Source organism: Methylocaldum marinum, from assembly GCF_003584645.1.
GTDB classification, from domain to species: Bacteria; Pseudomonadota; Gammaproteobacteria; order Methylococcales; family Methylococcaceae; genus Methylocaldum; species Methylocaldum marinum.
On the sequence record NZ_AP017928.1, the window covers coordinates 652,912 to 669,662 of the forward strand.

Below are 16,751 nucleotides of genomic sequence, written 5' to 3' on the forward strand. Positions count from 1 at the left end.
AAAGAATTTTTGTGGATTTCCGTTTCATCTTCGGAGGTTGCTGACATGGCTGTGATCATGCCACCCCAGACCGTTCTGACTCCTGCGGGCGCTGCGAACGATCTGCAAAGCAATGGGCTCGACGCGTTGGGACTGACCGTTCCGAACTTGAGTCCCGTCTGGTCGTCATCGGCGCCCGGAGAGTACGTTCAGGCACAATTGAGCCTGGAATTGACCGATGTCCGAGCCCCGTTTCGCGGCATTCGAGAATTCGTCGCGACGCCGGCATACTGGAGCGGAGTCGAGGGCATGCCGCTGGCCGGCCCGGTGGCAGTGTTTCGCCTGCATCCGGAAGCGGCTCGCCGTTTGGAGACCCTGGTACTGGCCAGGTACGGGACGCCGCTCATCCGTCCGGTCCCGGTTGCGATGGTGCTTCGGGGCATTACCTTGCCAGACCCGCTTCCGGTGCCGGAGTGGTTTTTCGCGGGCGATCCGCTGGATACCGCCGGTGAGGTCGTCTCGACCTTCCACGATGCGCGCGGACTTCCGGTGGATCCCATTGCCGTGGCCGACATGTTCCGCGACCTGCTCGCCTGGCTGCCGGCTCTTCGGTTCAACAGCGGCCCGGCGGGCAATGTCGGCGACGCCGGCGGTGTCGGGAGCATCGCCGGGTTGGCGGCCGGAAACCTGTGCCATGTCATCGATCCGCACGGAAATGGGTATGTTCCGGCCCGAGGCCAGGCGAGGCTGAAAGTCCTCGACGGTTCGAACAACCAGGTTTCGGAGGTGACCGACAGTGGAATCGTCGCGCTGGCGGCCGGACAATCGCTCGGGCGTTCCGCTGCCGACAACAGCGCCGACGGGGACGTACGGCCCGTGCGCTGGGGTTGGGCGCAGAACGGAACTCTGGCGCGCGCCGCTATCGCACCGCCCGCACTGCCATCGGGCGTGAGGCTAACGCGGCAGTTTTTTCGTGTCTTGGCGGTGGATCTCGGCTGGCATCTGCTCGGCAACCGCTCGACCGAGACCGTCGCGGGGATTCCCGGCGACGACGATGCGACGCCGGATTTTCTGCTGCCGCAGGTGCGCGATCCGGTGCCGAATTTCGCCTATCTAACCAACGGTAACGACGTACTCGGTGCCGCTGCCGCCATGACGGCGGGTTTTCCGCCTGCCGACGGCTCCTCGTTTGCCATCGTCGTTTCCCCGGTAATCGACGCGAATCTCCCGGCCCCGCCTGCTCCGGGGCCGACATCCCACTGGCCGGCGTTTCCGGCGTCCGGCGGCAACGCACCGATCACCGCCGCCACGGATCCGGCTCGGAACATTAGCGCCGTTTGGCGTAATCAAGCGGACGGCATGAATGCCGGCCGCGACGTGATCGTCACCATCGCGGCGAACAGCGTGCCGGACGGGGCTCACGTGCGTCTGTTTCCGCGCCGGTTCGTGGAAATTGCGGCGATCACGGGCGATGCTCCGTCCTTCGTTCGCGGCGACGGCGGCAGCGCCATTGCCGTGTCTAACAATCCGACGCCGATCCTGCTCGTCGACCCGTTCCTGTTGAGCGCAGGCGAATCCAGGCCAACCGTCATTTCTTTCGACATCGTAGTGACCGCGCGAACCGGTCAGAGGCGGCTGTTTTCCGAAATACGCGTTCGCGTTGATGACGTCCCTGCGAGCTGGAACGACAACACCGCCAGTTTCGGCGGCGCGCCTATCCTGTCCGGAAATGGCCTGCAAGGCCTGCTTGACGACTTGCACACGCGCGGCATCTGTACGTCGCCGCTTTTCGGGGTGCCGCGCACATTTACGCCGGGCCAGCAGTCTGGCGGCGCAGCCGACCTGGCACGCAGCTTCGCGAGAGAAGGGCAGCCGCGCCAGGGACCGCGCCTGCCGACACAGATGCGCTTGGAGACTCTGCTCGCCATCGGTTCCGCTGCGGCTGCCGATACCGCGCTGAACTGGGGCGCAGTGCTGACCGGCGCACGGTGGAGTCCGGAGATGCGCTCGTTCCGACCGGATCTCGGTAATCCCGGCAATCCCGCGGGGCTGGACGCCCACGCCAGCGGCATTCGTGCCGATGGCTGGCTGGCCTACGATCTTGCGCTACACGCCGTGAAGCGCGCCCAACCCATCCTGCCGCTGGGCGGCGACGTGCCCGGTTGGCTGCTGTCGACCAGCGGCAACAATTGGAACGCTCCGCCCGCGGATACGACCGGCACCGTTGCGGCGGCGGCGCTGGAGACGATCTCGCCGGTTTCCGATACGCCGGAACTGACGGTCGTTACCCGGCCTCAGCCGGGCGACACCGTTGATGACCTGGTCAACACCGTAGCCACACGGTTCGGTGTTCCGGCACCGGACCTCGATGTTGTCAACGCCGAAAACCTGGTGAAGCGAGTGCAGAAGGAGATCGTCGCGGCACGCTCGGGCTTGCGCGATGCCCTGTGGTCGTTGCGCCGGGCTTTCTTGGAGGCGCGCGAGCTGATCTACATCGAGGGTCCCGCTTTTGCCCGGACGGCACGGCCCGGCGACGCGCCGGGCGACTGGCAGGTGGATCTGGTCGAGGTGATCCGCCAACGCTTGGTCGCCAACAAGCGTCTCAAGGTGCTGATCTGCGTGCCGAGCTGGCCGGATTTCGACCTTGGCCGAGCACCTTGGGTGCGCGCGGCACTGAAACACCGCAAGAAGGCCATCGAGCAACTGACGACAACTGACCACGATCGCGTAGCGGCGTTTCACCCGATCGGTTTTCCGGGCCGTCCCGCCGCTATCCGCACCACGACAGTGATCGTCGACGACGTCTACGCTTTTACCGGCACCAGCCATATCCGGCGCCGCGGCATGACTTTCGACGGGTCGGTCGATGTCGCCAGCATCGATCGTGCGATCGCGGACGGCTATTCCGTCGCGATCCGTCAGTTCCGGCAACAGCTAATGGCGCACAAGCTCGGCGTCGACATTCCGGGATCGCCTTCCGCGGCAACCCCGTTATGGATTCGGCTCGGGTCTCCCGATTCGGCTTTCGATGCGGTTTCGGATCTGCTGCAACAGGGCGGGTTGGGGCGTTGCGCGCCGGTTTGGGCCGGGCCGACCGACACGAGTATCCTTCCGCAGTCCGATGACGTGGCCGATCCCGACGGGATGGTGGTAACCGACCCTGCGTCCGTGCACATACTCATGGATCTGCTGGCGGCAGAATTGTTGTCGGACGGTGCGGACAACGGATGACTTGCGGCGCTTCTAAACCGCGTGCTCTGCATGCCCCCATCCGTTGTCGGCGGATAATAGCCCGAATACTGCGCCTACCCGAATATGGCGCAGCCAAATAGGGAGATTGGCCGGGTTCGATCACCCCTGATGTCTTTTCACTTTATCCGAGCTGCGCCGGTTTCCGGGACGACGGCAAAGTCTTGATACCGGGGCAGTCCTCTTGACAACCGAGACCGTCGAGTGCTAAACCGACATCCGCGCCAGGAAATTATTTGTTTCCTTATTGTGGGTTGTTGTGTCGATCAGTATTCAGGAGGACGGTCATGAAGCGTTTGTACTATCTCACCGCCAATCTCGACAGCACTGAGCAGATTTCCAACGATATGCATCAGGCGGGCATTGCCGACTGGCATTTTCATGTGGTCAGCAAGGACGAGGCGGGACTTTACCGGCGCCATATACACGCCGCCAATCTCATTCAGAAACATGACGTTATCCGTTCCGGCGAGCGCGGGGCAATGGTCGGAGGGTTGGTGGCATTGCTTCCGACGGCGTATTTCATGGCCGCGGAGCCGTTCGGGCCGGACGTCAGCGGCCTGGTTTATGTCGCGGTGTTCGGCTGCATCACCTTGTTCGGGGCCTGGGTCGGCGGGTTGAGCGGGCTGGCGACGGAGAACCACGCGGTGGCCCAATTCCACGACGATATCGATGCCGGGAAATATCTGATCATGATCGACGTGCGCCGCGAGCAGGAGGAGAACGTCCGCGAACTGATGGCGAAGAAACATCCGGAAGCCGAGTTGAAGCGGGTGGGCTCCACGCTGGTCAATCCTTTCGAGTTTGCCAAAACCAGAGCCGCTTGAAAGTGGTTCTTTTCCCTTGACGATGGGTTTTCGGGAGACACGAGGTCTAATTTGTAGCGAACGATTGGTGGTTAAATTTGTTAAAATTTGGCCACCAATCCGTTTTCCTGCCGAGAATGACCCAAAAGCTCTTCATTGAAACCATCGGTTGTCAGATGAACGAGTACGATTCCGCGAAGATGCGCGACGTACTCAATGCCTCCCATGGCTTCGAACTCACCAACGATCCCGAGGAAGCCGACGTTTTGCTGTTGAATACGTGTTCGGTGCGGGAGAAAGCTCAGGAAAAGGTTTTTTCCGAACTGGGGCGCTGGCGCCCGCTCAAGGACAAGAAACCCGGTGTCGTCATAGGCGTCGGCGGTTGTGTCGCCAGCCAGGAAGGCGAGGCCCTGCAGCGCCGTGCGCCCTACGTGGACATGGTATTCGGCCCGCAAACACTGCATCGCCTGCCGGAACTTCTGGACAAGGTCAGGGCGGAAAAAAGACCCGCCATCGACGTATCGTTCCCCGAAATCGAAAAGTTCGACGCGCTTCCGGAGCCGCGCGCGGAAGGACCCAAGGCCTTTGTTTCAATCATGGAAGGTTGCAGTAAATATTGTACGTTTTGTGTCGTACCTTACACTCGGGGCGAGGAAATCAGCCGTCCTTTGGATGACGTGATCGCGGAAATCGTCGCCTTGACCGAGCAGGGCGTGCGCGAGGTGGTCTTGCTGGGGCAGAACGTCAATGCCTATCGAGGGGCGACCTCGGACGGCGAAATCGCCGATTTCGCGCTGCTTTTGAATTACGTGGCGGCCATCGACGGTATCGACCGCATCCGTTTCACCACCTCCCATCCGGTGGAGTTTACCGATAGCCTGATCGAAGCCTACGCGGAGATTCCGAAATTGGCAGACCATTTGCATCTTCCCGTGCAGAGTGGCAGTAACCGCGTGTTGAGTTTGATGAAACGTGGCCATACCCGTGAAGAGTATATCGATAAGATCCAAAGGCTTAAGGAAGCACGACCTCATCTGAGCCTGTCCTCGGATTTTATCGTCGGATTTCCCGGTGAAACCGAACAGGATTTCGAAGAGACCATGGATCTGATAGAAACCTTGGGTTTCGATCATTCCTACAGTTTTCTTTACAGCCCCCGTCCCGGCACGCCGGCCGCCGAAATGAATGACGATGTGCCGATCACGGTGAAAAAGGAGCGCCTGGCCCGGTTGCAGGCGAGAATCAACGAGATGTCGGCGGAAATCTCGCGGAACATGGTCAATACCGTACAGCGCATTTTGGTCGAAGGTATTTCGAAGAAGGATTATGCTCAATTGAGCGGACGCACCGAAAACAATCGGGTAGTCAATTTTTCGGGTCCGCCGCAGCTCATCGGACAGTTCATGGACGTTTTGATCGTCGAGGCACTGCCCAACTCGCTGAGGGGCAGATGCGTGAGTGCCTCTACGCCCGATTTTTCAACTCCCGAGACCAGCAGTCTCACCGCTTAACTTGCTTAATCATCTGAACTCCTTGCATCTTACTTTGGAACCCGCCGACAACGAGCGGCTGGCCAGCTTATGTGGCCAATTCGATGAACATCTGCGCCAGATCGAAAGACGCCTGGGCGTGGAAATCGCCAACCGCGGTAATCAGTTTGAAATCATAGGCTCCGGGAAGCCCGTGCAGGCCGCGTACAAAGTGCTTCAATGCCTGTTCGACGCGACCTCGCACGAGGTGATGACGCCCGAGCGGGTACATTTGTCCCTGCAGGACGCCAATATCGCCGCCATGCTGGAGAATACCGGCGACGAGGCCGAACAAGCGCTCGCCATCCGCACCAAGCGAGGCGCGATAAGGCCTAGGGGCGGCAATCAGCAGCGTTATCTCAAGAGCATCCAGAGCCACGACATTAACTTCGGGGTCGGCCCGGCGGGGACCGGCAAAACCTACCTGGCCGTGGCTTGTGCGGTCGCCGCCCTGGAACGGGACGAAGTGAGACGCCTGATTCTGGCGCGTCCGGCAGTCGAAGCCGGCGAGAAGCTGGGTTTCCTGCCCGGCGACATGGCCCAGAAGGTGGACCCGTATCTTCGGCCCTTGTACGACGCCCTGTACGAAATGCTGGGCTTCGAGCGGGTGGCCAAGCTCATTGAGCGCAACGTGATCGAGGTGGCGCCCCTCGCTTTCATGCGCGGACGGACCCTCAACGAATCGTTCATCATCCTGGACGAGGCGCAGAATACGACCGTCGAACAGATCAAGATGTTTCTGACGCGGGTGGGTTTCGGTTCCAAGGCCGTGATCACCGGCGATATCACCCAGATCGACCTGCCGCGCAACAAGGAATCGGGACTCAGGCACGTCCTCGAAGTGTTGCGCGACGTCGAAGGCATCAGCTTTACCTTTTTCACCTCCCAGGACGTCGTGCGCCATCCTCTGGTGCAGCGCATCGTCGCGGCTTACGAGGCTTACGAGCGGGCGCACGTGACCGACCAGCATGATCAGCCTTGAAGTCCAGCACGCAACTGAGGCGCGATGGGTCCCGGAGGACGAAGATTTTCTGCGGTGGGCAAGCGCCGCGGCGAAACGGGACCGGGCCGAATTAGTCATACGGATCGTGGACGAAACGGAAAGCGCCGAGTTGAACGGTCAGTATCGGCACAAGGCAGGACCGACCAATGTCCTCAGTTTTCCGTTCGAAGTGCCGGAGGGCATTCCCAACCGGTTGCTGGGCGATCTCGTGATCTGTGCAGCCGTCGTCGAGCGCGAGGCCCGCGAGCAGGGCAAACCCCTCGAAGCCCACTGGGCGCACATGGTGGTGCACGGCGTGCTGCACCTGCAAGGCTACGATCACATCTCGGACAGCGATGCCGCCGTCATGGAGGCGGAAGAGATCGCCATTCTCAAGAACTTAGGATTTCCCAATCCGTACGAGGAGATCATCACGGCATGAACGAGGAGCAGACGGGCGAGCATCGAAGTTGGCTCGAACGAATAGGCCTTTTCTTCACTGGCGAGCCCGAGGACCGCGAGGACTTACTGGAACTGTTGCGCGCTGCGCAGAAACGGAATCTGATCGAAGCGGAAGCGCTTTCGATGATCGAAGGGGTCATGCAGGTCTCGGAACTCAAGGTCCGGGACATCATGATTCCGAGAGCCCAGATGATCGTGGTTTCGCAGGATGCGGAACTCGAGACCATCTTTCCTCTGGTGGCCGAGTCCGCCCATTCCCGTTATCCCGTCATCGGAGAAGACCGCACGGAAGTGGTGGGCATTCTTCTGGTCAAGGACCTCTTGATTCACAGCCTCAAGGACAAGACCAAGCTGGTCAAGGAAATCATGCGTCCCGCGCAGTTCGTCCCGGAGAGCAAACGGCTCAACGTGCTGCTCAAGGAGTTCCGCACCACGCGCAGCCATATGGCGATCGTGGTGGATGAATATGGCGCCGCGGCCGGCCTGGTAACGATCGAGGACGTCCTCGAACAAATCGTCGGAGAAATCGAGGACGAGCACGATTTCGGAGAAGAAGAATACATCTTCAGGAAAAACGACCGCGAGTACACTTTGAAAGCCCTGACGCCGATCGACGAGTTCAACGATTACTTTTACGTCGATTTCAGCGATGAAGAATTCGACACCATAGGCGGATTGATCGTCCATCATCTCGGCCACGTACCCAAGAAGGGTGAAAAAGTGGATATCGACCGTTTCCGTTTCATCGTGCTCAGAACCGATAGCCGCCGGGTCCACTTGCTGAAACTCATCCTCCTGCCCCAATCCGAAACGCAAACCGGAAACGGTGCGCGCATGGGTTGATAAGTACTCGACCGTGCTTTACGACATTCTGGCCTTGTTCGGCGGTTTATTGCTGCCGCTGGCCTTCTCCCCGTTCGACTACGCATTCCTCGCCGTCCTCGGCCTGCTTTTGCTGTTCGCGAGCTGGCTGAAAGCGACGCCGGGCCGTGCATTCCTGCGCGGGTACCTGTTCGGACTGGGACAGTTCGGCCTCGGCGTTTCCTGGGTCTATGTCAGCATGCACGATTACGGCGGCGCGAGCTTTCTCGCGGCGGCGGGGCTTACCTTCCTGTTTACGGCATTCCTCGCGCTTTATCCGGCACTCGCGGGCTGGCTTTCGCGCCGCTTTTGGGACAGCGGCAGAACCCTGCAATTACTGGTCGTATTCCCGGCCGTTTGGATCCTGCTGGAATGGTTTCGGGGCTGGTTCTTGACCGGCTTCCCCTGGTTGCAAATCGGCTACAGCCAAACCGACACGCCTTTGGCCGGTTACGGCCCGGTGCTCGGCGTCTACGGCATCGGCTGGGTGGTGGCTTTCCTGGCCGGGGCAATCCCGGCGGCGCTTGGTTCGGCTCGCAAACCGCGCATGGTCATGGCGGCAGCGATCCTCACGGTACTGGCTTTAAGCCGGGTACTCGGCGGGATTTCCTGGACCCAGCCCGCGGGGGAACCGTTCCAGGTCACGCTGTTGCAGGGCAACGTGCCGCAAGACATGAAATGGCAGCCGGAGTTTCAGCGGGAAACGCTGGACATGTATACGGAGATGACCCGACAGTCTTGGGACGCGCGGCTGATCGTCTGGCCGGAAACCGCCGTGCCGGCCTTTTATCATCAGGTCGAGAATACCTATCTTGCCGAGCTGGCTGCGGAAGCGAAGGACAGGGATACCGATCTTCTGATCGGCGTGCCGTTTTATGATCAGACCAAGGACCGCTATTTCAATGCGGTTGTCGCCTTGGGAGCGTCTCCAGGAATTTATTTCAAACGGCATTTGGTGCCCTTCGGCGAATATCTGCCGCTGCGTCCCGTGCTGGGCTTCGTGCTGGATATCCTGGACATCCCGCTGTCGGATTTCGCCGGCGGCAACGGCGGTCAGAAGGCTTTGGTCGCCGCCGGCCATGCGCTCGCGGCCTCGATCTGCTATGAAGACATTTTCGGACAGGAGTCCCTGGCGAGCCTGCCGGAGGCAGCCTATCTCGTAAACGTCACCAACGATGCCTGGTTCGGAGATTCCATCGCACCTTACCAGCATGCGCAGATGGCCCGGATGCGTTCGCTCGAAACCGGGCGTTACATGCTGCGAGCCACCAACACCGGCATCACGGCGATCATCACGCCCAAGGGCGAAATCGCCGTCGCCGCGCCCTTGTTCCAGCGTACCCGGCTGAGCGGGACGATCACGCCCGTCGCGGGCAGCACGCCTTACGTGCTGTGGAGCGATTGGCCGGTGGTGGTCGGACTCGGAGCGGGTTTAGGCCTTGTCGCTTGGCGCCGTCGGCGGCGGACAGAAGCGTAAAAGTTCATGCCGTAGGATGCGGTGACGCAGGAACCGCATCGCGCGCGGATGACGATAGCTTTCCGGAAACAGTCCAACGCGAGCAAACCGCCGGTCGACGCACTGCTTTGACGAACTCGTTGACTTCCCGAAAAATGCGGCTAACTTTCCGGTAACCCACACCGCAAGGATGCAAAGGAAGAACACATGCCTGAAACCGCCCCTTATTTCGCAATCGTTGAACAGCCGGTAACGGCGGGAGACTACGCCCGAGAGGTCTACCAGAATCCGGAATCCGCAAACCTGGCTTGGTTCTTCAAGCTTAACGAGATTACCCGGGACACCTATCTGAGACCGGGGGCAGTGTTGGTGCTGCCAAGCGCTCAGTCTCAGGCCTGTACAGCCGCCGAGGTTCGACTTGCCGCTGGCCTGCGCGATCCTCAGTTCTGGCCGCGAGGCATCCGGGGACCGATCGAACAACCCGAGATCACCAACCGGTTCTACGAACTTCTGGAATACACGCAGACGCTACAGACGCCCGGCGGACTCGGGGCTTACTCCTATGCGTGGGGCCGCCAGATCGACGAGGTTACTGCGATTCTGAGGGAGCTTCAGGCACTCTACCGGGAAACCTATGCGGTAACCGGCACGCTGGGCGGCGCGGCATTCCACCGCCGCCGCCAGGCGCTGCTGAACCGGCTCGACGGCTCGCTGCGAGGCTGGCTCCGCCGAGGCCTGGTCGGGCCGGACGAAGCGCTCATACGCCGCCGCCTGGGTCTCTCCAGCAAGCGCATCGTTCACCACTGGAAGAAGGCGGGTTCCGCTGACAGCGTGCCGGAACTGCGCAGCCGGATTGCCGCGCTGAACCGGGCGGCCAAAAAGGTCAAGGTCATCGGGCAACTGGGCATAGCCCTGGATGTCGCCTGGTCAGCGGCCGAGATCAACCGCCATATCGAGGAAAGCCGACCGGACCGCAACCGCCGCATCGCCGGCGAAGCCGGCCGGCTGGGCGGCAGTCTCGTTGGCGGCTTCTTGGGGGGTATGGCCGGTAACGGGGTGTGCAACCTTGTCTTCGGCGGTCCCACGCTAGGCACCAGTCCGCTCTGGTGCGCCGTTGTCGTTGGGGGTGTCGGCACTCTCGGGCTCGGCTATTGGGGAAGTGAACAGGGTCCGAGGGTCGGCGAGATGATCTACGAAACCGCAGAATCAGGGAGCAGCTGGTGAGCGTCTTGGACCTGATCATTAGGGTAGTGGCTCTAATTTGGGGGGTGAGTACCTTGATCGCGTTTGTTGGCGTCCCCTTTATTGAATGGATCCTCATGCCCTGGCATCACCGCCGGACCGGCCGCGACCTGATCGAGCCGATGCTGCCAATGCCGGGACAATCGGCCTTGACGCTCGGGCTATGCTTGATATCGCAGAGATTCCATAGAAGAACCCATTATGTCCTTACGATCGACCTGGCGCCGCGCTGGTGGCGCTGGATTGTTCTTGCCACTACCTGGTCGGCGTGGGGGTTTCTCGTCAGCCTTATAGCATTCATACTCCTCGAGCCTAATGCCTCCACCGAGAGAGTCCATTCGAATCCTGCGGTTTCGCCTTCGGCTGCCCAGCCCGAGTTGGCAGCCGCCGTATCGTCGATGACGGTAGACGACTGTACGGTATATTCGTTGACGGTGCTGCGGGGGGGGATTTCATTCTGCTGCCGGTTGCACCGCCTGAAACCGCGTCGTCGGGTTTCCGACGAGTGCACACCACACGGTGTCTCCGGGAGCACCGGAGCCACCCTTCCAATCGCAAACGGTCATCCGGGGAGCGCCCGAATGACCCTTCCAATCGCAAACAGGCCTTTGGAGCATTTTCATATCTACGTACGGAGACTCACGCGTCGTCGGGAATGCTTTCCCGAGGTAATCGGTTGACCAAGCGCCGCCGTCGGCAAAGGATTGCCGACCTACGACCGGGCACTGTAGGTCGGGAATCCTTTCCCGACGCCATGCCCAGACCGAGCGGCTTCGTCGGCAATGGATTGCCGACCTGCTTTCCTTCTTCGGCATCCTGCACGGACGGGGCCGGTGCTCGGCGAGGTGGTCTCCGATCCGGATGCCGGTCATCGGCAACCAAATGCCCCATTCCGCCTCACGCCGCGATCGACGGCAGCCGCAGCCTGCGGTTTTCGCGCAGGAGACGGCCGAATTGCTCGGCCGGGATCGGGCGGCTGGAATAATAGCCCTGCATGTCGTCGCAGCGGTGACGGCAGAGGAAGGTCAGTTGTTCCATGGTTTCGACGCCTTCCGCGATGACCTTGAGACCGAGGGTGTGACCCAGCGAAATCACGGTCTGGACGATCACGGCGTCATTGGTGTCGGTCGCAATGTCGCGGACGAAGGATTGGTCGATCTTCAGGCGGTCGAAGGGCAGGCGCTTGAGATAGCTCAGGCTGGAATAGCCGGTTCCGAAATCGTCCACCGAAAGCTTTACCCCCAGCTCCTTCAATTCCTCCAGGATCGGAATGAAGCGTTCGGGATCGTGCATGACGATGGTTTCGGTGAGTTCCAGTTCGAGATAGCGGCCTTCCAATCCGGTTTCCCGCAGAATGTCGTCGACCAGTTTGACGAGATTTCCGCGTTTCAACTGTTTGGCCGACAGATTGACCGCCACATCGAAGGGATTCAGCCCCGCCTCCTGCCAGGCCTTGCTCTGCGAGCATGCGGTTTTCAGTGCCCATGAGCCGATCGCGTGGATCAGACCGGTTTCTTCGGCCATGGGGATGAAACGGGAGGGCAGAACCAGTCCCAAGTCCGGATGCCGCCATCGGATCAGTGCTTCGGAGCCGATGATCCGCCCGCCTCTGAGCTCGACCTTGGGCTGGTAGAACAACTCGAATTGCTGCTGTTCCAGGGCACGCCGCAGCGCACTTTCCATCTTGATGCGCTCGATCGCGCGCTGACTCATTTCGCGGGCATAAAGCCTGAAGCCGCTGCCGCCTTCCTCCTTGGTCCGGTACATGGCGGTGTCCGCATGCTTGAGCAGGGTTTCCATGTCTTCGCCGTCGGTAGGATAAACGCTTGCCCCGATGCTGCCGCTCATGAACAGCTCGCGGCCGTCGATCAGGAAGGGCTTGGCCAGAGACCGCAAGACCTTGATGGCGACGACCTCGATGTCCTCGACCCTTTCGAGATCGGACAGCAGGATGAGAAATTCGTCGCCGCCCTGGCGCGCCACCGTATCGCCCTCGCGGACCGACGCCAGCAGACGCTCCGCGACGGACTGGAGCAGGGCGTCGCCAAGGGCGTGGCCGAAGCTGTCGTTGACATCCTTGAACCGGTCCAGATCGAGAAACAGCAAAGCCAGAGGCCGGTCGGTACGCTTGGCGTGGGCCAGCGCCTGAGCCAAGCGGTCGGCGAGCAGCGTGCGATTGGGGAGATGAGTCAGCGCATCGTGCGTCGCCAGATATTCGATGCTGGCTTCGTATGTTTTTCGCTCGGTGATGTCGCTGGCGACACCGTCTAACCGTACCGGCTTTCCGCTCTTGTCGTAAATGACCTTGACCCGGTCTTCCAGCCAGCGTATTTCGCCGTCCGGCCGCCGAATACGATACTCGACGGTCAGACTGCCTCGTTCCAGGAGTTCCTTCAGCGTGTTACGCATCCGTTCCCGGTCCTCCGGGTGCACGCTTTCCAGCCACAGGTCCTTGTTTTTCATGAGTTCGGCGACCGGTCGTCCCCAAACTTTTTCAGCCGCGGCGTTGACGTAAAGCGTTTCGCCCGTGGTCGGCGAGAGCGACCAGACGATATTGTCGATCGAACCGAGAATACTGCTGAGTTTTTCCTCCGAAATCCTGAGTTCCACTTCGGTGCGTTTACGTTCCACGAACAGGCCGATCTGGTTGCCGACCGCGGTGAACATGTTCATCAAATCCTGCTTGGGTTTACGGATTTCCCGGCTGAAAAAGCCGATGGCTCCGAGGATCCGGCCCTCGAACCCGATCGGAAAGCCGAAGGCGGCGCGAAGGCCGGCGCTGTCGGCGAGCGAGGCGCGCACAAAGTCGGGGTCGCGCGCGAGATCGGCAATCCAGATGGATTTCCGGGAGGTCCAGATTTTTCCCGGCAGTCCATTGCCGGGCGCGAATGTCAGTGACCGGCTACAGGCCGCGAATTCTTCGGTATCGCTGCCATCCCGGCGCCAAAGCCCGACGCAGCGCATGACTTTCGCCGCATCATCGACGATCCAGAGTTCGCCGATGTCCACGTCCCAATTCAGGGTTTCACAAATGATTTGCAGAATTTTCGGGCTGGCCTCCGCCACGGTCGCCGACTCGGCCAGGATACGCGCCACTTCGTACTGCGTCGTCAGACGCCGTTCCGCCCGGTTGCGCGCTCCCTGGGTTCTGAGATTGGCGACGCCGTACGCGATGTCGTCCGCCAATTCTTCCATCAGGGCCAGTTCATCGTGGCCGAAGGCGCCCGGCGCGTTGTCGTAAATACTTAGAGCGCCGAAGGTCTGGGAATCGGTTTTGAGGGGGAGGGCGATGACGGAACGGTAGCCGCGCGACAGAACGTTTTCCCGCCAGCCGGGCCATTCCTGGACGATCGCCAGGTCCGGCACGACCACGGTCCTCCCGCTGCGAATCGCTCGGCCGACCGGCGTGCAGCGATTTTCCGTATCCATTTTGGTGAATCGCCATTCCTGAAGGCAGCCAATTTCGGATCCGGCATGCGCGACCGGGACCAGGGTCTTGTACTCGTCGTCGCGGACCACGCCGATCCAGGCCATAGGATAGCGCCCCGCCTCGACCATGGTTTGGCACATCTTATCGAATAGGTCGTGTTCCTCGCGGGCATGGATCAGGACGTGATTGCATTCGGCCGTCACGGCGCGCGCGCGCAAGGTTTTGCGCAGCGACTCCTGCGCCTGCTTGCGTTCGGTGATTTCCAGCTGCAGGGCCACGGCACGCCGCTGCAGTTCGTCGTAGAATCCCAGATTTTCGTACGCGGTCGCCACCTGGGCGGTAACCGCGGTGGCGATATCTTCGTCGATCTCGTCGAATTCCGTCCCTCCCAGCTTGTTGGCGACATACACCCAACCGTAAACACGGCTGGAGGAAGCAATCGGCAGGCCGAGGAAGGAATGGACCGGCGGGTGAGCGGCGGGCAAGCCGAGGAGCTCCGGCGTATCGCTCAATCCGGAGAGACGCAAAGGACGGCGTTCGGTCAGCAGGCGGGCGAGAATTCCGCTTTCCGGATTCAATGACTTGGGCAGCTCTTCCGCCTCTTCTTCCATGCCCCGCGAGTAGACGCGGCAGAGATGCGACTGACCCTCATCGAGCAGGCCGACCACGGCAAATTGAGCGGCGCACACGTCATGGGCCGCGCGGCAAAAGGTTTCGAGCAGTCGCTCCGGATCGCGGATCGAGGAAAGTTCCAGTCCCAGCTCGATGAGGGTCGCAAGCCTGAGGCTGATTTCCTGCAGACGACTCAGAGAGCCCGAGAATCGAGCGGCGATGTCCCGCAGCTGATCGCGCTCTTCGATGAGTGCCGGGCCGGACTCGACGATCCGCGCTATCGACTGGCGCACGGTTTCGATATCGGAGAAATAGTCGCTGAGTTGTCCCGCCAGATCGCCGAGCGACTCGGCGCCGCGCTGGGCCGCGGGTTCCGGCAAACGGCCCGGCTCGATTGCGGGCAGTCCGAGCACGCTTTGCACGACACGGATAATTTCCTCCGGCGAAGAGGGCTTGGCCAACACGGCGGCCACTCCGCAGGCTTCAGCCAGGGTGCGCGCCTCCGGCGCCCGATAGGTGGCGGTGTAAAAGATCACGCGGGTATCGGCGAGGGCCGGGTCGTCGCGGAGGCGTTTCACCAGTTCGTAACCGTCGATGACCGGCATCAGAATATCGGTGATGACCAGATCGGGGCGTTCGGCTCGAATGACGTCCAGTGCCTCCGCACCGTCCGATGCTTCAAGCAGGCGGTGGTCGCCGTAGCCGAGGAGAGTTACCAGAAACTCTCGGTTCAGGGGGCGGTCGTCAACGATCAGAATTTTCGCCATGCCGGGCTCCATTAAGACTATGCTCGAATTTTCTCGGCAAGGTCAGCGGTTCGAAAGGGTCAAGGTAAAGGTGCTGCCGGCACCGTATTCGCTTTTGACGGCCAGGCTTCCGCCGATGAAGGACGCCAGCTTCTGACAGAGATACAGGCCCAATCCTGTGCCTTCGATATGGCGGGTCGAGGCGGCGTCCAGCCGGGAGAATGCCCGAAACAAACGGGGTTGGTCTTCGGTTTTGATGCCGATACCGGTGTCGTGTACGTTGATATCGATCATCGTTTTGCCGTCTTGCTGTCGTGGGCTCAGTTCGATAATGACCTTGCCCTCGGGGGTAAATTTAAGCGCGTTGTTTGCCAGATTGATGACGATTTGGACGAACGCACGCCGGTCGGTTTCAACCACGATGTTTTCCGGGGGAAGCTTGAGTTCGAATTCCAGGTTTTTCTGCTCCGCCAGCGGACGAAGCGTTTCGGCGACCTCCCGAAGCGCATCCTGACACACGAAGGGTTCCGGATTGGGCTCGACTTTGCCGACTTCGATTCTGGTGATGTCCAGCACGTCGTTGATCAGCGACAGCAGATGCCTGGCGCTGGTTTGAACGATTTTCAGCTGTTTTTCCTGAGCCGCGGTGAGAGGCCCCGGCAGTTTCATCAGTAACGTGCCGGTGAAGCCGATGATAGCATTGAGCGGCGTACGCAGTTCATGGGAAATTCCGGCAAGAATGGAGGCCTGGGCCGAATTCGCTTGCTCCAGGTCCGCCGCTTTCTGCTTTAAGGCGTCCTCGAAGCGCTTACGTTCGGTGATATCGCGGACCGAAGCGAGTGCGAGGATGCCGTTTTCGGTCTCGACCGAACCGAAGCCGATTTCGATCGGAAACTCGGAGCCGTCCCTGCGCAGGCCGTGAAGGTCGTAGCCGGGATCTTTTGCCCGGGCCGCTGCAGCGGAGGAAACGAAGCTGCCGTGTTCGACCGGCTGATCCCGGAAATGTTCGGGGATCAGTATGTCGGCACTCCGTCCAAGCAGTTCACGGCCCTGGTAACCGAACAATTGTTCCGCCTGCGAATTGACGAACGCTATCCGGCCATCCGGGTCGATGACCAGCATCGCGTCCGGTGCCGATTCCAACAATTCCCGGAAGTTTTTGATTTCGGTAACGGTGTCCGAAGAACGTACCGTTGCCATCGGATTCTTTTCGGACTCGATGGGCGAAGACATGGCTAAGAGGGGAAAATGAGTTTCCGGTCGGAGCTCGTTCGTGCTCCGGAGAGATGCAACGAATATCGAAATGATCCCCGCTTCCGACCGATTAGATGTGACATTGACTCGTAGACCGTTTGTCATCGTAAAAAATCCATTTTGTCCCCAACAATCTACGAACG

Annotated in this window: 10 protein-coding genes; 8 read left to right on the plus strand and 2 right to left on the minus strand. The window is 60.6% G+C overall.

Translation table 11 applies throughout. From position 1 onward, the window contains the following. The first annotated feature begins 45 nt into the window (after positions 1 to 45). The 8 genes from sS8_RS02870 to sS8_RS02905 all read left to right on the plus strand — a co-directional run bounded on the left by sS8_RS02870 (position 46) and on the right by sS8_RS02905 (position 10,548). Entirely contained in the window at positions 46 to 3,210 is a 3,165-nt protein-coding gene (locus sS8_RS02870) for a phospholipase D-like domain-containing protein (protein ID WP_119628338.1), read from the plus strand. 305 nt (positions 3,211 to 3,515) lie between these two features. Continuing rightward, complete coding sequence (locus sS8_RS02875) at positions 3,516 to 4,055, plus strand: hypothetical protein (RefSeq protein ID WP_119628339.1); 540 nt, start codon at positions 3,516 to 3,518, stop codon at positions 4,053 to 4,055. A 116-nt stretch (positions 4,056 to 4,171) separates the two neighbouring features. Beyond that, positions 4,172 to 5,545, plus strand: a complete 1,374-nt coding sequence (gene miaB, locus sS8_RS02880; RefSeq protein ID WP_119628340.1) for a tRNA (N6-isopentenyl adenosine(37)-C2)-methylthiotransferase MiaB — start codon at positions 4,172 to 4,174, stop codon at positions 5,543 to 5,545. A gap of 13 nt (positions 5,546 to 5,558) precedes the next feature. Continuing rightward, on the plus strand, positions 5,559 to 6,545 hold the full coding sequence (locus tag sS8_RS02885) for a PhoH family protein (protein WP_179952416.1): 987 nt from the start codon (positions 5,559 to 5,561) through the stop codon (positions 6,543 to 6,545). Then, positions 6,532 to 6,987, plus strand: a complete 456-nt coding sequence (gene ybeY / locus sS8_RS02890) for an rRNA maturation RNase YbeY (protein ID WP_119628342.1) — start codon at positions 6,532 to 6,534, stop codon at positions 6,985 to 6,987. Before sS8_RS02885 ends, ybeY begins: the two co-directional genes overlap by 14 nt. Continuing rightward, positions 6,984 to 7,850: an HlyC/CorC family transporter gene (locus sS8_RS02895; protein WP_119628343.1), complete on the plus strand. Its 867-nt coding sequence runs from the start codon at positions 6,984 to 6,986 to the stop codon at positions 7,848 to 7,850. Before ybeY ends, sS8_RS02895 begins: the two co-directional genes overlap by 4 nt. Before the next feature lie 13 nt (positions 7,851 to 7,863). After that, positions 7,864 to 9,345 carry an apolipoprotein N-acyltransferase gene (gene lnt / locus sS8_RS02900; RefSeq protein ID WP_119632586.1) on the plus strand — a complete coding sequence of 494 codons (1,482 nt, stop codon included), beginning with the start codon at positions 7,864 to 7,866 and terminating at the stop codon, positions 9,343 to 9,345. A 186-nt stretch (positions 9,346 to 9,531) separates the two neighbouring features. After that, on the plus strand, positions 9,532 to 10,548 hold the full coding sequence (locus sS8_RS02905; RefSeq protein ID WP_119628344.1) for a hypothetical protein: 1,017 nt from the start codon (positions 9,532 to 9,534) through the stop codon (positions 10,546 to 10,548). A gap of 915 nt (positions 10,549 to 11,463) precedes the next feature. Here the strand turns inward: sS8_RS02905 and sS8_RS02915 are convergent. Together sS8_RS02915 and sS8_RS02920 are read right to left on the minus strand one after the other, a co-directional pair. Then, the gene (locus tag sS8_RS02915; RefSeq protein WP_145986393.1) at positions 11,464 to 15,375 is read right to left on the minus strand and encodes an EAL domain-containing protein; all 3,912 of its coding nucleotides are present in this window, start codon (positions 15,373 to 15,375) and stop codon (positions 11,464 to 11,466) included. 42 nt (positions 15,376 to 15,417) lie between these two features. Next, positions 15,418 to 16,587, minus strand: a complete 1,170-nt coding sequence (locus sS8_RS02920) for a sensor histidine kinase (RefSeq protein ID WP_170160919.1) — start codon at positions 16,585 to 16,587, stop codon at positions 15,418 to 15,420. Between the last annotated feature and the right edge of the window lie 164 nt (positions 16,588 to 16,751).